This is a genomic window from Kribbella sp. CA-253562 (genome assembly GCF_050942265.1).
Taxonomy (GTDB): Bacteria; Actinomycetota; Actinomycetes; order Propionibacteriales; family Kribbellaceae; genus Kribbella.
Map to the genome: position 1 here is coordinate 7,504,742 of NZ_CP192049.1, position 21,195 is coordinate 7,525,936.

At 70.8% G+C, this 21,195-nt stretch carries 18 protein-coding genes; 5 read left to right on the forward strand and 13 right to left on the reverse strand.

All coding sequences use genetic code 11. The features are described 5' to 3' along the window. Position 1: 1 nt before the first annotated feature. From ACQPXM_RS35535 to ACQPXM_RS35550, 4 genes are all read right to left on the reverse strand, one after another. A complete protein-coding gene (locus ACQPXM_RS35535) occupies positions 2-181 on the reverse strand; it encodes a hypothetical protein (RefSeq protein ID WP_432942338.1) in 180 nt (59 codons plus the stop codon). Further along, positions 178-2,985: a PIG-L family deacetylase gene (locus ACQPXM_RS35540; protein WP_432942340.1), complete on the reverse strand. Its 2,808-nt coding sequence runs from the start codon at positions 2,983-2,985 to the stop codon at positions 178-180. Before ACQPXM_RS35540 ends, ACQPXM_RS35535 begins: the two co-directional genes overlap by 4 nt. Before the next feature lie 79 nt (positions 2,986-3,064). Continuing rightward, positions 3,065-4,468, reverse strand: coding sequence for an NAD(P)H-hydrate dehydratase (locus ACQPXM_RS35545; RefSeq protein ID WP_432942342.1), 1,404 nt, complete (start codon positions 4,466-4,468; stop codon positions 3,065-3,067). A 26-nt stretch (positions 4,469-4,494) separates the two neighbouring features. Beyond that, a complete protein-coding gene (locus tag ACQPXM_RS35550) occupies positions 4,495-4,845 on the reverse strand; it encodes a holo-ACP synthase (protein WP_432942344.1) in 351 nt (116 codons plus the stop codon). Between the two features lie 93 nt (positions 4,846-4,938). Here ACQPXM_RS35550 and coaA point away from each other — a divergent pair, with 93 nt between their 5' ends. Further along, entirely contained in the window at positions 4,939-5,904 is a 966-nt protein-coding gene (gene coaA / locus ACQPXM_RS35555) for a type I pantothenate kinase (protein WP_432942346.1), read from the forward strand. On the opposite strand, the gene ACQPXM_RS35560 is transcribed toward coaA, so the two are convergent. From ACQPXM_RS35560 to ACQPXM_RS35580, 5 genes are all read right to left on the reverse strand, one after another. After that, positions 5,868-7,058, reverse strand: a complete 1,191-nt coding sequence (locus tag ACQPXM_RS35560) for an MFS transporter (protein WP_432942348.1) — start codon at positions 7,056-7,058, stop codon at positions 5,868-5,870. The two genes, coaA and ACQPXM_RS35560, sit on opposite strands and share 37 nt — an antisense overlap. A gap of 69 nt (positions 7,059-7,127) precedes the next feature. Then, positions 7,128-8,411, reverse strand: a complete 1,284-nt coding sequence (locus tag ACQPXM_RS35565; RefSeq protein ID WP_432942350.1) for a PLP-dependent aminotransferase family protein — start codon at positions 8,409-8,411, stop codon at positions 7,128-7,130. Beyond that, entirely contained in the window at positions 8,404-9,462 is a 1,059-nt protein-coding gene (locus ACQPXM_RS35570; protein ID WP_432942352.1) for an alpha-hydroxy acid oxidase, read from the reverse strand. The genes ACQPXM_RS35565 and ACQPXM_RS35570 overlap by 8 nt, the downstream gene beginning before the upstream one ends. Continuing rightward, positions 9,455-10,348, reverse strand: coding sequence for an alpha/beta hydrolase (locus ACQPXM_RS35575; RefSeq protein ID WP_432942354.1), 894 nt, complete (start codon positions 10,346-10,348; stop codon positions 9,455-9,457). The genes ACQPXM_RS35570 and ACQPXM_RS35575 overlap by 8 nt, the downstream gene beginning before the upstream one ends. 64 nt (positions 10,349-10,412) lie before the next feature. Beyond that, positions 10,413-11,753 carry an SGNH/GDSL hydrolase family protein gene (locus tag ACQPXM_RS35580; RefSeq protein ID WP_432942356.1) on the reverse strand — a complete coding sequence of 447 codons (1,341 nt, stop codon included), beginning with the start codon at positions 11,751-11,753 and terminating at the stop codon, positions 10,413-10,415. 194 nt (positions 11,754-11,947) lie between these two features. Between ACQPXM_RS35580 and ACQPXM_RS35585 the strand changes: the two genes are divergently transcribed. The 4 genes from ACQPXM_RS35585 to ACQPXM_RS35600 all read left to right on the forward strand — a co-directional run bounded on the left by ACQPXM_RS35585 (position 11,948) and on the right by ACQPXM_RS35600 (position 16,543). Then, entirely contained in the window at positions 11,948-13,501 is a 1,554-nt protein-coding gene (locus ACQPXM_RS35585; protein ID WP_432942358.1) for a class I adenylate-forming enzyme family protein, read from the forward strand. Continuing rightward, positions 13,498-14,745: an MFS transporter gene (locus ACQPXM_RS35590; protein ID WP_432942360.1), complete on the forward strand. Its 1,248-nt coding sequence runs from the start codon at positions 13,498-13,500 to the stop codon at positions 14,743-14,745. The genes ACQPXM_RS35585 and ACQPXM_RS35590 overlap by 4 nt, the downstream gene beginning before the upstream one ends. Before the next feature lie 116 nt (positions 14,746-14,861). Then, on the forward strand, positions 14,862-15,557 hold the full coding sequence (locus tag ACQPXM_RS35595) for an SGNH/GDSL hydrolase family protein (protein ID WP_432942362.1): 696 nt from the start codon (positions 14,862-14,864) through the stop codon (positions 15,555-15,557). An 11-nt stretch (positions 15,558-15,568) separates the two neighbouring features. Continuing rightward, a complete protein-coding gene (locus tag ACQPXM_RS35600; protein ID WP_432942364.1) occupies positions 15,569-16,543 on the forward strand; it encodes a methyltransferase in 975 nt (324 codons plus the stop codon). Positions 16,544-16,551: 8 nt separating this feature from the next. Here the strand turns inward: ACQPXM_RS35600 and ACQPXM_RS35605 are convergent, their stop codons facing one another. From ACQPXM_RS35605 to ACQPXM_RS35620, 4 genes are read right to left on the reverse strand one after another with little or no spacing between them, the layout of a single operon-like run. After that, positions 16,552-17,922: a hypothetical protein gene (locus ACQPXM_RS35605; protein WP_432942366.1), complete on the reverse strand. Its 1,371-nt coding sequence runs from the start codon at positions 17,920-17,922 to the stop codon at positions 16,552-16,554. After that, positions 17,913-19,271 (reverse strand): hypothetical protein, encoded by a 1,359-nt coding sequence (locus ACQPXM_RS35610; RefSeq protein ID WP_432942368.1) that lies wholly within the window; start codon positions 19,269-19,271, stop codon positions 17,913-17,915. Before ACQPXM_RS35610 ends, ACQPXM_RS35605 begins: the two co-directional genes overlap by 10 nt. Beyond that, the gene (locus ACQPXM_RS35615) at positions 19,268-20,245 is read right to left on the reverse strand and encodes an alpha-ketoacid dehydrogenase subunit beta (protein WP_432942370.1); all 978 of its coding nucleotides are present in this window, start codon (positions 20,243-20,245) and stop codon (positions 19,268-19,270) included. The genes ACQPXM_RS35610 and ACQPXM_RS35615 overlap by 4 nt, the downstream gene beginning before the upstream one ends. Continuing rightward, a complete protein-coding gene (locus tag ACQPXM_RS35620; protein ID WP_432942372.1) occupies positions 20,245-21,195 on the reverse strand; it encodes a thiamine pyrophosphate-dependent dehydrogenase E1 component subunit alpha in 951 nt (316 codons plus the stop codon). The genes ACQPXM_RS35615 and ACQPXM_RS35620 overlap by 1 nt, the downstream gene beginning before the upstream one ends.

The window sequence follows — 21,195 nt, forward strand, 5'->3', positions numbered from 1 at the left end:
TTCACCGCTTCTCGAGCTTCACGTCGAAGGCCTGCACCTCGTCTTGCGGAGTCTCGTAGGACAGCAGCAGGCGACCGTTGTCCCGCAGCCGCGTCTGCTCAGCCGCGGTCAACGGCACCGACCAGCGCTGCACCCCCCGCACCAACTCACGCGAAGACTGCTTGACCACGTGACCGCTCATGTCCGGCGCCCACGGCGGGATCCCGCCGTCGTCACGGCACAGGCGCTGAGGCCGTAGTCCGGCGGCGGGTTGTCGGTACAGCTGGTCTTCCAGACCGGGATCGCCGCCAGCTCACCCCTGGTGAGGAACAGCCGCGCCGTACCAGGACCGTCGGCCCGCGTGACGAGGTCGAGCGCGCCCGGCCGCAGTCCGGCGGACAGGATCTCGAGGTCGTCGGTGGGGACGCGACCGGAGATCGGCACGTGGTTGCGGGCCGACTGGGCGATCGTCTGCGGCGAGAGCGCGCCGTTCAGGTTCGGGTTCGAGACGTCCGGCGGCGCCGGGGTCGTCGGACGGTCCGCGGGCGGGGTGTAGCCCGGGAGCGTCGCCTTGCCCCAGCGGTACGGGTCGGACTGGACCGAACCGAGCGCAGACCAGCCGAGCCGGGTGCTCTGGTCGATGTGCCGCAGGGTGGTCGTGCCCGGCGCCGAGGTGTCGTCGTTGTCGTACGGCGTGATGTTCAGCCCGAGGTTCGCCGGGTCGACGGCGGCCGGCAGCGTCGCGAGCGGGATCTTCACCTCGAGGTCGTAACCGGTGTAGGCGTGCGGCACGGTGGTCTCGTTGCTGCCGACCCAGCGCGCCGTCGACGCGACCTGGACGCCCGGCGCGTTGCCGGTGTCCAGCGCACCGCTGGAGTAGCCCTGGTGGTTGTCGGCGTCGCGCGACCAGCACGGCCCGTTGCCGTTCGCGGCGTCGTTGCTGAACGGGAAGATGCCGAGCTTGAACGTGTTGGCCGTGTCCATCAGCACCTGCGACGCCGTACCGCGGGGGTCGAGCAGGATCTCGACCGAGTCGGCCTGCCAGTGGCCGACGCACTCGGCCGGCGTGACGGCGTACGACTGGTAGTCGTCGCGGACGTGCACGAAGAAGTAGAGCGCGTCACCGGACCGGCTGACCTTCGCCGTGCTGCCGTCCCCGGTCGGCGAGACGCCGCAGTCGTCGACGCCGGTGCAGGTGGACGCGCCCTGCCAGATCCGGCCGAGGTCGAGCGTCGCGCCCGGGTACTCGGCGGGGTCGGCCTTGCCGTCGACGACAGGCGCGGTGGAGGTCTGCGCGATCGCGGTGGTCGGGACGACGGACATGGTCAGCGTCTCGCTGCCGGAGCCGCCGGTGAACGTGGTCGTGATCGGGATCTCGACGTTCTGCGTCGCCGGCAGCGTCGTGTCGGTGTTGGTGAGCTTGAACGTGACGGTGGTGTCCGCGCCGGGCGCCAGAGCGGCGTACGACTTGGTGGTCGCGTCGGAGGTGAAGTTCGGCGGGAGGGTCAACGACACCGCGCCGCTCTGCGCCTCGGCCGACCAGTTGTGCACGACGACCGGTACGTCGAGGGTGCGGCCGGCGCCGATCGACTGGATCGCCGGCGAACGGCCGAGGCGAGCGGCCTGCGGGGCGGTCTTGGCCAGCCACTCGTCGTACTCCTGCCAGTTGCCCCAGCGCTGGAACCGGCCTTCGGCGGCGGACACGATGCGGACCACGTTGTCGGTGTAGCCGCTGGCCTTCGCGGTGGTGTAGCGGGCGGAGATCTTGGCGAGCTGGTTGACCGGCGCGGTGGCCGACGGCGTGACGGTGAAGGTGATCGCGGCTTCGGCCCGGCGTGGCACGGGCCGTGGGCCGTCGACCGACCAGCCGGGCGGCACGGTCAGCTTGACGTTGCCTGAGGCAAGTTTTCCGTGCGGGGCCTTCAGGTGCACGGTGGCCTGGAACGGTTCGCCGGCGACGTTGGCGAACCGCGAGAAGGTCAGGTACTGCAGGGTGCCCGCGGGCAGACCGCCCGGGTCGGGTTCGGCCGCGCCGAACAGGATCGCGTCGTCACGACCGGCGGCCGGGTTGGGCGATCCGTCCTCGCGCACGTTCGGCTGGAACGGCACGAACGACTGCGTCATCGCGAACCGCGGACAGGCCGGCGCCGACGTGCCCTTGTACATCACCCGGCTCTGCGTCGGGTACGCCGCCCGCCCTTCGTCCGCGACCTGCTGCCAGCTCTTCGCCGATCCCGCCGGCTGCCCCTGGACGTTGCCGGCCGGCCACTGGTACGGCGACTCGTAGCCGGTCCACACGCCGGCGACCGTGTCGGGTCCGTTCGGGCGGAAGCCGGTGGTGCAGTTCGCGGCTGCCGTCGTACCGCCGGTGCCCGCGGTGCTGCCGCCGGAGAAGACCTTCTTCACCTGCCAGGTGCTCAACGCGTTCTTGCCGCGAAGCTGCTCGGGGAACTTGGTCGGATCGGCGGCGGCGAGCACACCTTCCCAGATCAGCCGGCCGGCCTGCTGGTGGTTGCCGTGCCCCGCGGCGAGCGTGGGTGTGAAGCCGATGTAGATCTCCGGCTGGGTCGTGCGGATCACCCGCGTCACCCGGCGCAGCGTCTCCTCCTCGTCCCAGAAGTACTGCGTCAGCGGGGCGCTCTGGTTGTAGAAGAAGTCGATCCGGTCGAGGTTGAAGATGTCCACGGTGCCCGAGCGGTAGTGCGCGACCCGGTCCTCGTTCTCCCGCCGCAGCCCGAGCTCCGGACCCAGCTCGGTCCCGACCGCGTTCCCGCCGCCCTCACCGCGCGTCACCATGATCACGCCGCACTTCACGCCGTACCGCTGATGCCACACCCCGCACGGCCCGATGATGCTGGTGTCGTCGTCAGGGTGCGCCCACTCCCCCATCACGTCGATCTTGGTCGCCCGGTCGGCGACGTACGGCGTGGTTTCGGCTCGAGCCGTCGCGGGCAACCCCGCGAGGAGCAACGCGACAACGGCGAACAGAACACCAAGACGCTTCACGGGGACTCCCAGGGCGGTGGGAAAGCAACACAGTCCGTCCTATCCGCCCAGGCTCGCCCCCGCAACAGTGGTCGGCGTTTTACTCCTCTTCCGCCAGGATCTGCCGGGTGGCCGCGGGCAGGGCGCCGGCGATCGCCATCGCCGTGATCGGCCCCGCCGACGAGGCCAATCGCGCGGCCGCCGCGTGCAAGTAGGCACCGACGCTCCCCGCATCCAACGGATCCAGCCCTGCCGCGAGCAACGCGCCGCACAGGCCGGCCAGTACGTCGCCGGAGCCGGCGGTGGCCAGCCACGGCGTGGCATTGGTGTTGACCCGGGTGCGCCCGTCGGGAGCGGCGACGACGGTGGTGGAGCCCTTGAGCAGCACAGTCACGTCGAACCGTTCCGCCGCCAGCCGCGCATGCTTCAACCGCTCCGCCTCGACCGTCGCGCGGTCGACGTGCAGCAGCCGACTCAACTCCCCCGCATGCGGCGTGATCAGCACGTTCACGTGATCACCGGAGTCGTCCAGGGCCTTCACCCCGTCCGCGTCCAGAACGATCGGCTCCTCCGAATCCAGCAGGTCCCGCACCTTCTCGACGTCCAGCTCGGACCCCAGCCCCGACCCCACCGCCCAGGCCTGCACCCGTCCCTCACCCACGACGATCTCCGGATGCGCCGCACGCACCGCCTCCGCCACCGGCTCCGGACCGACGTACCGCAGCATCCCGATCGGACCGGCCAGCGCCCCCGCGGTCGCGATCACCGCGGCGCCGGGGAACTGCGCCGAGCCCGCCATCATCCCGAGCACCCCGCGCGAGTACTTGTCCGACTCCCCGCGCGGCACCGGGTAGAGCGCCCGCACGTCGGACGCCTGCAGCACCTCGACCGCGGCAGGCGGCAGATCGAGACCGATGTCGACCAAATGCACCGGACCGCACGCCTCCGCGGCCGGGTCGACGAAGTGACAGATCTTGTGCGTGCCGAACGTGACGGTCAACGCCGCCCGGACGTGCTCGTCCGGCGTCTCGCCGCTGTCGACGTCCACCCCCGACGGAGTGTCCACGGCCACCACCGGTACGCCGTACTGCTCGGCCAGGCGTACCGCCTCCAGCGCTTCCGGCTTCAACCCTGGCCGGCCGCCGATCCCGACGATCCCGTCCACCACGACATCGGCACCGGCGATCTCCTCGGGCCCGCCGACCCGGCCGCCGGCGATCCGCAACGCGGCGAGTCCGCCCGGGTGGACCTTGTCCGACAGCAGGACGGCGATCACCTGGGCACCGCGCCGGGCCAGCTTCTCCCCGGCGTACAAGGCGTCGCCGCCGTTGTCACCGGAGCCGACCAGCAGCACCACGCGGGCGCCGTACGTGCGCCCGATGAAGTTGCCGATAGCAACAGCCAGGCCGGTCGCGGCCCGCTGCATCAGCGTGCCGTCGGGCAACCGGGCCATCAACTCGGCCTCGGCCGCCCGGACCTGCTCGACGGTGTGCGCGCGACGCATGGCAAACCTCCCAGAAACGAACCGGCTCAGCCTTCGAGAACGACGACCGCCGACGCGATGCCCGCGTCGTGGCTCAGCGACAGGTGCAGACTCTGGACTCCCAGCTCGGACGCCTTGGCCGCGACCGTGCCGGTGATCTCCAGCCACGGGCGGCCGCTGTCGTCACTGCGGACCTCCGCGTCGTGCCACTGCATCCCGGCCGGGGCACCGAGCGCCTTGGCCAGCGCCTCCTTGGCCGCGAACCGGGCCGCGAGCGAGGCCGGCGGCCGGACCGCCTCGGCCGGGGTGAAGACCCGGTCCCGCAGTCCGGGGGTCCGCAGAAGCGTCTTCATGAACCGCTCGACGTCCACCACGTCGATGCCCACCCCGACGATCATGGGGTTCCTGATGTGACAACTACCACACCCGCAGAGTCAGCGCCGCACATGCCGGTCAGCGTAGCCCGCCCCGATGGGGGAACAATGGGCCCCATGCTGCAGCCGCCACGGGAGGTGACTCCCTACACCGAGCTGGACCGGGCCGCCTGGGCGCAACTGGCCGAGACGACCGAGTCACCGCTCACCGCCGAGGAGATCGAGCGGCTGCGCGGCCTCGGCGACGAGATCGACATCGACGAGGTCCGCGAGGTCTACCTGCCGCTGTCGCGGATCCTGTCGCTGTACGTCCGGCACGCCCGCGCCCTGCACGCCGACACCGAGGCCTTTCTCGGCAACAGCGCGCTCGGCCACGGCGCCACCCGGACACCGTTCGTGATCGGCATCGGCGGCTCGGTTGCCGTCGGCAAATCGACCACTGCCCGGCTGCTGCGCGAGCTGCTGGCGCGCTGGCCCGAGCACCCGCGGGTCGCCCTCGTCACCACCGACGGCTTCCTGTGGCCGAACGCCGAGCTCGAGCGCCGCGGCCTGATGCTGCGCAAGGGCTTCCCGGAGTCCTACGACCGCAAGGCGCTGCTGCGGTTCGTGGTCGAGGTGAAGTCCGGGATGGACAACGTCGAGGCCCCGGTCTACTCCCACCTGCACTACGACCGGCTCGAAGGCGTCCGGACCACGGTCGAGCAGCCCGACATCCTGCTGCTCGAAGGCCTGAACGTACTGCAGCCCGCGCCCCGGCATGCCGACGGCAAGAGCGGCCTGGCGGTCAGCGACTTCTTCGACTTCTCCGTGTACGTCGACGCGGCCGCCGACGACATCCGCTCCTGGTACGTGCACCGCTTCCTCAAGCTGTGGGAGACCGCGTTCCGCAACCCGGAGTCCTACTTCGTCCGGTACGGCGAACTGAGCCGCGGCGAGGCGATCGCGAAGGCGGAGTCGCTGTGGGACGGCATCAACGGCCCGAACCTGCGGGAGAACATCCTGCCGACCCGGTCCCGCGCCACGTTGGTCCTGCGCAAGGGCGCCGATCACGCGGTGCGCTGGGTCCGGCTGCGCAAGCTCTGAGTCATCGTCGGCACGATCGCCAGCGCGACCACGGCAGCCGTGAGCGCGAAGGCCGTCGAGTAGCCGACTCCCGCGACCACGAAGCCGAAGAGGATGGCGCCCGCACCCCAGCCGGCGTCGTACGCGAGGTTCCACAGCGCGCTGACCTGGCCGTAGCGGCTGCGCGGCGAGCGGTCGTACATGATCGCCAGCGTCAGGTTCTGTGCGGCGCCGAAGCCGATGCCGAAGCACACGGCGCCGGCGAGCACCGCGGCCGGAGTACCGACGAAGACCAGGGACGCGGCACCGAGCGCGGCCAGCACCAGCGCCGGCGGCAGCAGCTTGGCCGGTCCGACGCGATCGCCCAGGCGGCCGGCGATCCAGCGTGCGGCGGGTGCAGTGACCGACTGGATGAGGAGGGCGACCGCCACCAGCGCATGGTTGCCTGAGGCCAACGGCAGGAAGGTGACGCTGATGCCCGCAGCAACAGTCACGGCGGCGAACACCAACGAGGGCACCACCAATCCGCTTCCCCGCAAACCACCGAGCACCTGTACGTGGTGCTCCTCGTCGACGACCGCTGACCGGCCGGGCATGGTCGACAGAGCGGCGAGGCCAGCGAGTGAGCAGACGGCCGCCAGGACAAAAAGAGTGCCGAAGCCGACGACGCCGGTCAGGTAAACGCCCAGCGGCAGGCCGAGCGCGGCAGGGAAGCCGACGACCACGCCGTACACGCCCAGAGCTTCGCCGCGCCGGGCCGCGGGAGTGATCTCGGCGACCAGGGCGACCGCGCCGACCACCATGATCGCCAGACCGGCACCCCGGACCACGCAGACCGCGAGGACCACCGGCATCGCCGCCGAGAAGACCAGAGCGATGCTCGGTGCGCCCAGCAGGACCAGCCCCAGGGCGAGCGTGGCGCGGTAGCCGAAGCGGCGCAGCATCGCGGGCACGACCAGCTCGACGGCGACCGCCGCGAACATCATCGTGCCGGTGGACAGGCCGGCGCCGATCCCGCCGGCACCGTTCGCGGCCAGGTAGAGCGGTACGACCGAAGTCAGCAGGTACATGCTGAGGCCGGACCCGAAGGTGGCGATCAGCAGCCGGGCGAACTGCGGCGTGACGAGACGCTCGGGCCGGAGCGCGACGGTGGGTTCACAGGCGAGGCTGGTCATGGCTCCACGCTAGGAACGAACCGGTCCGGCTGACAGATCCAGTTCGTTGGCCGTGCACAGGACCAGTTGTCAGAGCTGGTCGCGGATCAGCGCCGCCAGGCGGTCCAGCGCCGGCTCGATCTCGGCCGGGGTGACCGAGCTGCAGGACAGCCGGAGCGCGTGGATCGGGGTGTCACCGTCGTAGAAGTGGCTCATCGGCGTCCACAGCACGCCGTACTCCTGGGCCGACTTCGCCAGCAACGCGTCGTCGACCACGAACGGCACCGTCACCACCAGGAAGAACCCGCCCGCCGGCACGTTCCAGCTGACCTCACCGCCGGGGAACCGGGCCGCCAGCCCCTCGGTCAGCGCGCGCAGGTTCTCGGCGTACGTCGCTCGCTCGCGCTCGTTGGCCGCGACCAGGCTGCAGTCGTGCTGCAGGAGCTTTCCCCCGATCATCGCCTGCCCGATCGCCGAGGTGTTCACGGTGAGCATGCTCTTGATCTTCGACAGCTCGTCGGCGAGCAGGCTGGTGGTCCCGTCGGGGTGTGCGACCACCTGATCGGCGACGACGTACCCGACGCGCGCGCCGGGCAGCGCCGTCTTGGCGAACGATCCCAGGTAGATCACCCGCCGCCCGGTGTCGAGCGCCTTCAGCGTCGGCAGCCGCTCGAAGCCTTCGGCCGGGAACAGTCCGTACGGGTTGTCCTCGAGCAGCAGCAGGTCCTGCTCGGTGGCGACGTCGAGCAACCGATGCCGCGTCTCCAGGTCGAGGCTGAGTCCGGACGGGTTCGCGAAGTCGGGCATCACGTAGCAGGCGCGCGGGCGGAGGCCGTCGGCCCGGGCCGCCTTGACCACAGCCACCAGATCTTCGAGGTCGACGCCATCGTTGCCACCGGCAACAGGCAGGACGGGCAGATCGAGCAGTCGGGCCGCACCGGTGATTCCGACGTACGCCGGGGAGACCGCGAGCAGCACGTCGGCGGGAGTCGCCCGCAGGGCCCGGAGCGTGAGCACCATCGCCTCCTGGCACCCGACCGTGACGACCAGCGCTTCGGGGTCGACCGTGATGCCCTCGTCGGCGAGCAGGTTGCGCGCGACCAGTTGGTGCACGATGCCCTTCGTCCGGCCGTACTGGAAGATCGTCCGCCGGACCGCCGCCTCGTCGTACCCGAGTTGGTCGCGCAGGTAGGCGCAGAACGTGTCCAGGTAGGAGTGCAGGTCCTCGACCGCGTAGAACTGCTCGGCGGGGCGGCCGGCCGCGAGCGAGATCGCGTTCGGGTAGTGCTGGGCGACCTCGTTGAGGAAGTTCATCGAGTTCAGCGCGCGATCGGTCAACGCGCCGTGCAGCTCGGTGAGGTCGAGGTCAGCCATCGGTTCTCCAGGTCAGTTCCTTGACGGCGGCGAGGTCCGCGCAGCCGGCCAGCAGCATCGCGTCGGTCAGCTCGGTCCGGAGCAGCCCGAACGCTTCGTCACACGCGTCAACAGCCAAGGCCCAGAGCAATGGCCTGCCGATCAGTACGCCGGAAGCGCCGACCGCGATCGCCTTCAGCACGTCGGTCCCGCTGCGGATTCCACTGTCCAGCAGCACTTCCAGGTCGTTGCCTACAGCATCGAGAACCGCCGGCAAGGCGTCGATCGAGGCGATGGCGCCGTCGAGTTGCCGCCCGCCGTGGTTCGAGACCACCACAGCCGACGCGCCGATCTCGGCGGCCCGCCGAGCGTCCCGCGGATCGAGGATTCCCTTCACGATCAAGGGAAGATCACACGTTCCCCGAAGCCACTCCAGCTCCGCCCAGGACACCGCCGGCGAGAAGGCGGACGCCGTGTGCGCCGCCACCGCCGACAACCCCGGTACGGCGGTGTGGGCTTCGCGCGTCGCTTCCAGGTTCGCCGCGACGATCCCGTCCGGGAGCGCAAACGCGTTCCGGACGTCCCGCAACCGCCGACCCATCACCGGCACGTCCACGGTCACCATCACTGCCGAGCATCCGGCATCCACCGCCCGCTCGACCAGCGACTGGATCACGCCCCGATCCCGCAACCAGTACACCTGGAACCAGCACTCCCCCGGGATCTTCTCCAGCGGGTAGCTGCTCAAGGTCGAGATCACGTACGGCACACCCGCGGTCGCCGCCGCCTGCGCGAGTCGCAGCTCCCCGTCGGGATGCACCAGCCGCTGGTAAGCCATCGGCGCCACCGCCACCGGCATCGCCGAAGCAGTCCGCACCATCCGGCACGCCGGATCAGCAGCCTCCACGCCGGCCATCACCCGAGGCACCACCCATACGGCGTCCAAGGCCCGCCGGTTACCCCGCAAGGTCAGCTCAGCACCGCTACCGCCGGCCACGAAGTCCCGCACGGCCCCCGGCAACACCTCACCGGCGAGCCCTTCGTAGTCCGCGAGACAGACGGCTTCAGTCATTGCCGAAGATTCCCTGCAACCACTCCGCCGCTTCCTCGATCGCCCGGCCCCCGGCGTCCAGCATCCCGGACATCGCGAAGAAGCCGTGGATCATCCCGTCGTAGCGGGTCAGGGTGGTGGGAACGCCCGCGGCGTACAGCTTCTCGGCGTAGAACTCGCCTTCGTCGCGGAGCGGGTCGAACTCGGCGGTGATCACCAGGGCCGGGGGCAGACCGGCATGAGACGCCGCGAGCATCGGGGACGCGAGCGGATCGGCGCCCTGCGCGGGGTCGGTGAGGTAGTGGTTCCAGTACCAGTTCACCGACGTACGGTTGAAGAGGTACGGGTCGTCGCCGGCTCGCATGCTCGCGGTGTCGGATCCGTAGAGCGTGTTCGGGTAGACGAGCAGTTGGCCGGCCAGCGTGGGACCGTTGTCCCGGGCAAGCAACGTGGTGGCCGCGGCGAGGTTGCCGCCGGCACTGTCCCCACCGACGACGATCCGCTCGGGATCGACGAACGGCGCCTTCGCGATCCACGCCGTCGCGCGGTGGCAGTCGTGCACCGCCCTCGGGAAGGGATGTTCGGGCGCGAGCCGGTACCCGACGGTGATCACCTGGCAGCCGGCGGCGTTGACCAGCCGGCGGCAGATGCCGTCCGCGGTGTCGATGCTGCCGAGTGTCCAGCCACCGCCGAAGAAGTAGACGAGTGTCGGCATCGGCCCGTCACCCTCGGGCCGGTAGATCCGCAGCGGCAGACCGAGGTCGTCGACGAAGACGTCCTCGACCGAGTGGACCGGCTCCACCTCCCCGCCGGCGGCCCGGACCGACGCCAGATCGGCGGCCCGGGCCTCGGCGAGCGTCTGGGTGTAGAGCTGCGGTACGTTGTCCGCTTCGCGCTGAGCACGCATTGCTTCTACTTGCGGATCAAGCGGCATCGCACACCTCCACTGGCATCGGCTCGAACCCCGCGACTCACCGCACCAGCTGCAACGGGATCGCGTTCGCCATCGCCTGGTAGCCGGCGTCGTTCGGGTGGATGTGGTCACCGGAGTCGTATTCGGCGCGCAGCTTCGACGGTGCGGCCGGATCGCGCACCACCTTGTCGAAGTCGATCACGCCGTCGAAGCCTGGCGAGGTCCGCAGCCACGCGTTCACCGCTTGGCGGTTCGCCTCCTTCTCCGCGGTCCAGCCGCCGGGCGTGGTGAAGCCCTCGTACGGCGTGATGGTCGCGGCCAGGCTGCGGATGCCGTGCTCCTTCAGCTGGGCGTTGATCTGCTGCAGGGCCGCGATGATCTGGTCGGCCGAGGCGTTGTCCATCCACAGGTCGTTGACGCCGAGATGAGTGATCACCGCCTTCGGCTTGGTCTGCGCGAAGACGTCCTCGTTCAGCCGGGCCAGCGCGTTCAGGCCGATCTGCTGGAAGCCGGGCGCGCCCAGGATCGGGTCGCTGCCGTCGTTGTTGAGCCGGTTGCCGGCGATGCCGACGTTGAGTACGCCGGCCGTCCGGCGCCGCTCGTCGGCGGCCAGCCGCTCGGCCAGCTGGTCGGGCCAGCGGTTGTTCGCGTTCGCCGTACTGCCCACGCCGTCCGCGATCGAGTCACCGAGGACGACGACCGAGCCGTCGGCGTCGTCGGTCCGCACGTCGACGCCGGACAGGAACGTCCAGCAGCACGCCCGGGTCGTCGTGTACGCCGTACCGGTGGCCTCGTCGGTCAGGTTGCCCGGGCCGAAGTAGTTCTCCTGGAACGACTGCGCGTGCCACGACACCGGACCGGTGGCGGTCGGGTAGTAGACGCTGATCACCAGCGTGGCCAGGTCGGGGATCCGCAGGTCGACCGGGTCGCTGAGCAGCTCGCCGCCGCGGGTCATCGTGGCGGTCGTCTTGCCACCGAAGGTCAGCGTGCGCTTCGAGGCCGGGTCCAGGTCGGACATCGCCGGGGTGGCGGTGTCGGCCGTCGCGACGGTGGCGGCGCCGATCTGTACCGGCCGGTCGCCGTAGATGTTGGAGAAGCGGATCCGGACCTTGTCGCCGCCGACGGACGGGCGGACGACGTACCGGGCGCTCTGGTTGGTCAGGCCGGTCGCGCTGAAGCCGGCGCTCTCGGGCTTCGTGACGCCGGTGGACCAGCTGCCGACCCACGTGGCCTTGCCCCCTTGGCCACTGGTCGACGCGCTCTGGACGCCGGCCGACGCGCTCTGCGTCCCGGACGACGACGAACTGCCGGCCTCGGAGCCGGTGAAGACCAGCGCCGAGCCGGCCAGCGAGACGGCCGCGGCGAGCGCGGCCGTTCGGACAGTACTGGGAATGCGCATGGAACAACCCCCCATTGGGTTGAAGCGCGCCCGGGTCAGAAATACCCGGCGCGAGTGGCGGTGACGGCAACCTAGTTCCGGAAAGCCAGCGCGTCAACGGATACTTTTAATCGCCCATTTGAATTCCCGCGAAACCTGGCCGCCGGGTAATTCGGCAAGTACAGTCCTGCCCGGATCGAGAAGGGTGGGGTGCCATGTCGGTCGATCTCGTGGTGGGCGAAAACCTGGAGCATTCCGATTCCTACGTGAAAACCGCGCTCGGGCTGTTCGCGGGCTACGGCGACGCGCCCGCGATCGTGGCCGGCGACCGGCGGCTCAGCTACGCCGAGCTCCGGGCCCAGGTGCTCGATCTGGCCGCGACGCTGCAGGAACGCGGCGTCGGCCCGGGCACCGGCGTCCTGGTGCTGGCCGGGAACACGCTGGAGCTGCCCGCGCTCCAGCTGGCCCTGCACCTGGTCGGCGCCCGCAGCATGTGGATCGCGCCGATCGCCGGCCGCCGGGAGATCGAGGCGTTCGCGCGGCTGTCCCAGCCGGACGTGTTCGTGTACGACGCCACGAGCAAGGCGGTGCTGGGCGAGCGCCTGGCCGTCCAGCTCGGCGTACCGGTGCACTGCCTCGGTCCCGGAGGGCTCGGCCCCGACCTGCTGCGCCCGCCGTCCGGCACGTTCACCCCCGAGTACAGCGAGGTCGAGCCGGCCACCTGCCTGCAGACCAGCGGGACGACCGGCGAGCCGAAGCTGGTGCACCACCGGCAGGCGTTCTACGAGCAGATCCTGACGCTGGCCGCGGACTACCTGGCCGCCGGACTGCCGGTGCTGCGGCACCTGTCGCACTCGCCGATGGCGTTCGCCAGCGGGCAGATCACCAGCTTCTTCAACCTGTTCCAGGGCGGCGTGCTGTTCGTCGAGGACCAGTGGGACGCCGGCCGCGCGCTGGCCACGATCGAGCGCGAGCGGATCAACTCGACGTACGTGTCGCCGCCGTTGCTCTACCAACTGCTGGACCACCCCGACCTGGCGACGACCGACGTGAGCAGCATGTTCATGCTCAACGTCGGCGCGGGGCCGGCGGCGCCGTCGCGGCTGCGGCAGGCGATCGCGCGGTTCGGCCCGGTGCTGCGGATCGTCTACGGGCTGAGCGAGGTCATCGTCGTCACCGCCCAACCGGGGCTCACCGAGGACCCTGAGCACCCGGAGCGACTGCGCTCCTCCGGTGCGCCGTACGGGGACGTGCGGGTGGAGATCCGCGGCGCCGACGGACGGCCGCTGCCGGCGGGTGAGACCGGGGAGATCTACGCGACCAGCAAGCTGCGCTTCGCGGGGTACTGGGGTCGCCCTGACCTGACCGAGCGGACCATCGTCGACGGGTGGGTCCGGACCGGTGACCTGGGCTACCTGGACTCCGACGGCTTCTTGTACGTCGTCGACCGGGTGCAGGACACGATCGTCACCGGCGCCAGCAACTGGAACGTCTACTGCCGCCCGATCGAGGACCTGCTCCAGGCGCAGCCGGGGGTCCGCGCGGCGGCGGTGATCGGCGTACCGGACGAGGAGTTCGGTGAGGTGCCGCACGCGTACGTCGTCCGGCACGCCGGTGCCGCGGTCGAGCCGGCACAGCTGCAGGCCGTGGTGCGCGACGAGTTCAACGACATGTGGGTGCCGCGGTCGGTGGAGTTCCTCGACGAGCTGCCGCTGACGTCGGCCCACAAGGTCGACAAGGTCGCCCTGCGCGCTCGCCGGCCGTCATGAAACCCAGCCCGCGCGCTGCGCTGATCAGCCTGTTCGCCGCGGACATCCTGTCCGCGCTGGGCACGCGGGTGTCGGCCGTGGCGATCCCGTGGCTGGTCCTGACCACGACCGGCAGCGCCGCGAAGATGGGCGTGATCGCGGCCGCGGAGATGCTGCCCTACGCGCTCACCGGCGTCCTGGCCGCGCCACTGGCCGACCGCTTCGGCCACCGGCGGACGTCGATCGTCGCCGACACCGGGAGCGCGCTCGCGCTGGTCGCGATCATCCTGATGCCCGGTACGTCGTTCCTGCAGCTCGCCCTGCTCGTTGCGGTCGGCGGCTCGCTGCGGGGCATCGGCGACCGGGTGAAGCACGTCATGCTGCGCCCACTGGCCGAGCAGTGCGACGTGTCCATGCTGCGCATCACCTCCCTGTACGAGGGGCTCAGCCGTGCCGCCACGCTCGTCGGCGCCCCACTCGGCGGCCTGCTGATCGCCTGGCTCGGGACCACCGGAGCCCTCACCGCCGACGCCATCTCGTTCGCGGCCTGCGCCCTCATCGTCGCCACCCTGGTCCACCTGCCCACCGAGTCTCCTACCGAGGAGAAGCCCGCCAGCGAGCCGTACTGGACCGCTCTGCGCGGCGGTTTCAGCTTCCTCCGGGGAGACCAGGTGCTGATCGGCATGATGCTGATGACGTTTGCCATCAACGTGTTCGGGCAGGCGAGTGGGGCGGTGTTCACGCCGTTGTGGGTGGAGGAAGTCGTCGGCTCACCCGTCGTGCTCGGGCTGCTGTTCGGCGGCTTCGCGGGCGGCGCGCTGCTCGGCAACGTGATCTTCACCGTGTACGCCGACCGCATCCCGCCGTACCGGGCGTTCGTGATCGGGGCGCTCATCGGCGGAGCTCCGCGGCTGCTCACGATGGGCCTGTCGGACACCGTCTGGCTGGTCGTCTCGGTCAGCTTCCTGTGCGGGATCGCCAACGCCTCGCTCAACCCGGTCATCGGCGCCACCCTCTTCGAGCGGGTCCCAGCCGCGCTGCAGACCCGCGTGTTCGGCGTGATCGGCGCGATCACCTTCGCCGGCATCCCCGTCGGCAGCCTGCTCGGCGGCTGGAGCGTCTCCCTGCTCGGACTGCGCCCGGCGCTGCTGCTGTCCGGCGGACTGTTCCTGCTCGCCACGCTGATCCCGGTCGTCCAGATGTACCGCCGCCCACAGGACACCCCACAGTTCGGCGCGGCACGCAAAACCGAGGAGCCCGCTTGACCGTGCTTTCGGCCTCGCCTCCGGCTCGGCGGGTCATGTGGCCTCGGCTCCCGGCCTTCCCTCGTCGCTCCAGTCGCTTCGCTCCCTCCACTCCTCAGTCCAGGCCGGGAGGCCCCATGACCGAAGACGAAGACCCGTACTGCCTCCGCCCCGGCGAGAGCGCCGAGCTGCTCGCCGGTCACCCCTGGCGCCGGTTCGTCGTCCTCGGGGACAGCGTGGCCGAGGGCCTCTGCGAGCCGCTCGAGGGCTACAGCGACCTCCAGTGGGCCGACCGCCTGGCCGCCGAGCTCACCGCGGCTGCACCCGGCCTCGAGTACCTCAACCTCGGCGTCAGCGGTCTGCGCGCCCACGAGATCCACGCGACCCAACTGGAGCCCGCCCTGGCCTTCCGGCCGGACCTGGCCCTCGTCGTCGGCGGCGGCAACGACGCGTTCAGCGCCCGCTACGACCCCGACCGGGTGGATCGCGAGCTCAGCGCGATGATCACCGCGCTGCAAGCCGCCGGCGCCGACGTGATCACGCTCGGCATGTTCGACGTCTCGGCCAGCCCGGCGATCCAGGGCTGGCTCCGGCCTGGCCTTCATCAGCGCATGCGGCTGCTGTCCGAGCGGACCCGCGCACTGGCCGAGCGGCACGGCACGATCCACGTGCACCTGACCACGCACGACCTGTCCACCGAACCGGGTCTTTACAGCAGCGACGGCCGGCACGGAAATGCGCGCAGCGACGCCGTCGCGGCGGCCGAAACAATTCGGGAATTGGGCGCGCGAAAGCACCCCCGGAACAAACACGGCAATTTCGCCAGGAATTAGGGAGGCTTTTGGTGACGAAGCTCGGACTGCTCGAGTTCTGGGGGATGACGGACCTGGTCACGCCGATGGCATTGCGGACCGTCGCGACTTTGCGCATCGCCGACCATTTGGCGGACGGTCCGCTCGACCTGAAGGACCTGGCCGTCGCGGCGGACGCCGACGCCGACGCGCTGGGCCGCGTGCTGCGCTACCTGGCCGCCCGCGGCATCTTCGAAGCGCTCGACGCCGACCGCTTCGCGCTCGGGGAGACCGCGCGCTGGCTGCTCGACGACGACCCGAGCGCCGCCCGCCGCTGGCTCGACCAGGAGGGGTACGGCGCGACGATGGACCGCGCCCACCTGGACCTGCTCGGCGTCGTACGGCGCGGCGGACCGCTGCAGGCGGCGAACAAGACCAGCCTCGACCCGGTCGCCGCCGCGTCGTACGACCAGCTGATGGCGGCCAACACCCGTAACGAGGCCATGCTGCTGGTCCGCGCGATCGAGTGGAGCCGGTTCGAGCACCTGGTCGACGTCGGCGGCGGAACCGGCGTCCAGCTGGAGGCCATCCTCACGGCCACCCCGCAACTCCGGGGGACCCTGGTCGAGCTGCCGACGAGCGTCGACGCGGCTCGGCAACGGTTCGAGCAGGCTGCGCTGACCGATCGCTGCGACGTCGTGGCCGGCAACGTGCTGGAGCTGGAGCTGCCGCAGGCCGACGCGTTCCTGCTCCGGATGCTGCTGCACTCGTTCGAGGACGATCAGGCGGTCGACGTGCTGACGCGGTGCCGCCGGGCCCTGCGCCCGGGCGGATCGGTCTTCGTCGCCGAAGCCGCCGACACCCATCAGGCGTCCTTCACCACGATGGACCTGATCGTCCTGGTGCTCGGCCACGGCCGCGAACGCACGCTCGCCCAGTACGACGAACTCGCGGCCGCGGCCGGCCTGCGCCGGGCCGGCATCCACAACCCACCGGCGGGACCACGCGCCCTCGAGTACACCGCCTGACCACGACTTCATCCGAGATCGTCGACCAGCAGCGGGCCGGTCACGTGCACGGCCCGCTTGAGGTTCAGCACCTCGCCGTGCTCGTGCGACCCGACCCGCAGGAAGCACCCGGCCGCCCGCCGCCCGAACGTGTACTGCCCGACCGAATACGGCACCTCGGCCTGCAGCTGCTCGCCGGACTCGACGTTGACGAAGTCCATCGTCAGCCGATCCGGCCGCACGTAGTCCTGCAGCAGGAACGACCCGTTGCCCGCGACAGCCTCGGCCAGCCCGGCCCGCCACTCGTCGGCCGGACACTCATGCCCGACCAGTACGCCGGACCCGCCGTACTCGTCGGCCGGCTTGAGCACCAGCTCGGCCTGCCGCTCGATCGCCGGGTCGACCAGCTCGGGCGTCATCACCCGGCTCCACGGAACGTGACGGCGTACCAGCTCCTGGTCGCCGGCGCTCAGCAGCTCGAGGTCGTCCCACAGCCAGGTCAGCAGCAGCTTGTTCGCCAGCAGCCAGCCGGCCGATGAGGTGAACAGCCGGGACTGCCCCGACTCGACCGCGGCCTTCAGCGCCGCCTGGCCCGGGTTCTGCGGCATGTCCGTGCAGACGAACAGCCGGAAGACCGACTCGACCAGCCGGCCCTGGTTGACCAGCCGTCCGTGTTCGTCGGCCTCGAGCCAGTGCACCGGCGCCACGTCGACGTCGAGCCCGAACGCCTTGCCACGCTCGATGAACGGGTCGAGCAGCTTGAGGATCGCCGGGATGTTGTCGCTTCCCGGATACTCCCCCTCGGTCCGCAGCACCAGCGTCAGCCGGCTCCCGGGCTCCAGCCCGAGCAGGTCGACGATCGCCTGGTACCGCTGGTCGACCGGCGAGGGCGGCGCGTCGACCTTCAGCAGCGAGTCCAGGCCGTGGTTGCGCCACATCTCCAGGAAGCGTGTCGAGACCCCCTCGGTGTCCCAGACGCACCCGACCTCGCTGCCGATGTTGAACTCGACGAACTTCGGGACCCCGTCGCTGATCAGCACGTCGGGCCGCCCGGACTGGATCAGGTGCTCGCCGAGCAGCTCGTCGTCGTCCAGGTACTCGATCAGGCCGTCCGGCGTGCCGAGCAGCTTGCGCAGCTCGCCCGCGGTCGTTGCCCGGCGCAACGCGGTCTGGAGGATCAGGCCGAGCAGGCGGTCCATCACCCGGCCCAGCTCGTCGTACCGGGTGCGGTCGATCAGGACCGGGCGCAACGGCCGCCAGGACCGGTTGAAGGTCAGGACGCGGTCGAACACCCGCTTCCAGTCCGCGTGGCCGGCCGCGATCACCTTCTGCCGCGAAGACTCCGGCACCTTCTCCCAGGCGTCGAACGGCTCGGCCCGCCAGTCGTAGCTCAGGTCCATCGCTTCAGCTCCGTTTCGTCCACGAGCAGCAGGCCGCCGGTCAGCGCGCCCTGGGTGAGGTTGACGACGCCGCCCGCGCCCGGCGGCGAGAAGCGGGTGAAAACGCCCGCGGGGATCCGGTCGAACAGGTACGTCGACACGCAGTACGAGACGTCCGCCTCGACCACGTCACCGGACGCGGGTTGCAAGAACTGCATGGTCAGCGGGTCCGCCTCGATCAACTCCTGGAGGATGTGCGGCCCGGTCGCCGCGTCGAGCGCGGCCACCCAGTCCTCGGCCGACGTGAGCGGACCGATGAACACGCCGTGTCCGCCGTAGTCGTCGGTCGGCTTCAGGACGAGCCGTTCCCGGTCGTCGATCGCGCGCTGCCGCAGCTCCGGCCCGTACACCCAGGTCCGCGGCACGTGCGCCCGGATCACCTCGGCGTCCTCGTCGGGCAGGCTGTCCAGGTCCTCCCACAGCCAGGCGAAGATCGTCTTGTTGCTGAGCAGCCAGACCGCGCTCGGCAGGTACATCCGGAACGTCCCCGCCGCGTGCGCGGCCCGGACCGCCGCCATCCCCGGACTGTCCTCGACGTACGGCGGGACGAACATCCGCCAGACCGCGTCGAGCGTCAGCTCACCCGCGAGCAACCGCCCGTCGGCGTCCTGCTCGATCCACTCGACCGGGTAGACGACCAGGTCGACGCCGAGCTCGCGTCCGCGGTCCGCGAACGGCTTCAGCCGGTTGATCAGGTAGTTCGGCCGGTCCGCGCCCGGGTAACCACCGCCCGCGGTGAACAGCATCGCGGTCACCTTGCCCGGCCCGACATCGGCCCGGATCGCGTCGAACCGGGCGTCCACGGCCGAGGGCGGAGCGGCCGCCTGGAGCTCACGGAACATCGGCTCCCCGGCGTACACCTCCATCCACCGCTTCATCACGCCGTCGGCGTCCAGGACGCCGCCGAGCGCGCTCTCCACGTTGCACTCGACCATCCGCGGGACGCCGCGTTCGAGCAGCAGGTCGGAGCGGATCGCGTTGATCAGCCGCCCGGTCAGCGGCTCGCTGTCGTCGAGCAGCTGGATCCGCCCGTCCGGTACGCCGAGGATCCGGCGCAGCTCGCCCGCCGTACGGGCCCGGCGGCGGCAGCACTCCAGCACGAGCCGGGACACCTGCTGGGTGACCCGATTCATCTCGTCGTACGCCGCGTGGGTGGCGACCGGAGGCCGCAGCGGGATCCAGTCCTGGTTCTGCAGCGCGACGTCCTCGTAGACGTGCCGCCAGTGTTTGTGGCCATAGGCAAGCAATCTTGCGCGCACCGGCTCCGGCAGCATCGGCCACAACTCCGCCGCCGATGGTCGTCGTGTCATCGCTCCCCCTCCAGTACGCCGTGGATCGCGGTCAGCAGCTGATCCCGCCCCGGCTGCACCGCGCGATCGAGGGCCGGCGCGAACGGCAGCACCGCACCGTCCGGCCGGGTCACGCGGCGCGGCGGCGCGTCCAGGTCGAAGCGTTCGGCCGCGACCGCGAGCACCTCGGCGCCGAACCCGCTGGTCCGGTTCGAGTCGTCGATCACGACCAGCCGCCGGGTCCGCGCGACCGATGCGGCGAGGCCGGCGACGTCCAGCGGGTAGACCGTGCGCGGGTCGAACACCTCCACCGCGATTCCCTGACCGGCCAGCTCGTCCGCCGCGGCGACGGCGTCCTGCACCAAGTGGCCGAGGGCAACAACCGTGACGTCGGCACCTTCGCGCACGATCCGCCCGACGCCCAGCGGCACCGGCTGCAAGGTCGAGTAGTCCACGTCGTCCCGGATGGCCAGCGCCCCGGCCGGCGCGAACAGCACCACCGGGTCGTTGTCCCGGATCGCCGACAACAGCAACCCGTACGCGTCGGCCGGCGACGACGGGACCACGGTCTTCACCCCGACGTGGGCGAACAGAGTGTACGGATGGTCGGAGTGCTGCCCGGCCCAGCCTGTGCGCGACCCCGAGCCCGGCACGACGTACGTGACCGGCACCTGGCACTGCCCGCCGGTCATCAGCGAGAACTTGTGCGCCTGGTTGGCGATCTGCTCGAAGACCAGGAACAGCAGCGACGGGATCTGGAACTCGATCACCGGCCGCAACCCGGCCAGCGCCGCGCCGGTCGCGAAGTTCGTGAACGCCTGCTCCGACAGCGGGGTGTCGAGCACCCGCTCCGGCCCGAACCGGTCGAACAGCCCGGCGGTCAGGTTCGAGGCGGCCACCCGGACGTCCTCGCCCAGCACGAACACCGACTCGTCCGCGGCCAGCTCGTCGCCGAGCGCCCGGTTGAGTGCCTTCAAGTACGAGAGTTTGGGCATCAGCGTCCCACCGCCGGTGACGCGTAGAGGAACTCGAGTGCGGCGGCCGGGTCGGGATGGGCGCCGCCCAGCGCAACCCCGGCCGCCGCGTCGAGCAGGGCCTCGATCTCGGCATCCACGGCTGCCCGTACGCCGGCAGCCAGCCGTTCGCCCTGGATCTCCACTGGGTCCCGCGACCGCCCAGTCGAGAGCTCTTCGGTACTGCGATAGTTCAGCCGTGCCCGGTGCTCGAACGTGTGGTGCGCGTCGAACCGGTACGTCGTGCACTCCAGGAACGTCGGGCCCCGCCCGGACCGGGCCCGGGCCACCGCGGCAGTGGTTGCCGCCAGCACCTTCTCCGGGTCCTGCCCGTCGACGGTGAAGGCCGGCATGCCGAACGCCCCGGCCCGGCCGGTGATGCTGCCCGCGACCGCGGACCGCACCGGCATCGTGGTGGCGTAACCGTTGTTCTCGCAGACGAACACCACCGGGACCCGCCAGAGCGCGGCCAGGTTGAACGCCTCCAGCAACATTCCCTCGTTCATCGCGCCGTCGCCGAAGAAGCTGACCGCCACGACGTCCTTGCCCTGCCGCTGGTAGGCCCAGGCGGCGCCGGTCGCGATCGACCCGGCGGCACCGACGATCGCGTTCGCGCCGAGAATGCCCAGCCCGAAGTCGGCCGCGTGCATCGAACCGCCGCGCCCCCGGTTCAGCCCGTTCTCCCGGCCCATCAGCTCGGCCAGCATCCGGGCCGGGTCCACCCCCTTGGCCAGCACGTGCCCGTGCCCGCGATGGGTGCTGGTGATCACGTCGTCAGGACGCAGCGCCGCGCAGACACCCGCCGCGATCGCCTCCTGCCCGACGTACGGGTGAATGCCGCCGACGATCTCCCCGGACCGGACGAAGTCCATCGCCCGTTCCTCGAAACGCCGGATCAATCGCACGGTCCGGTACAGATCGACGGTAGCCAT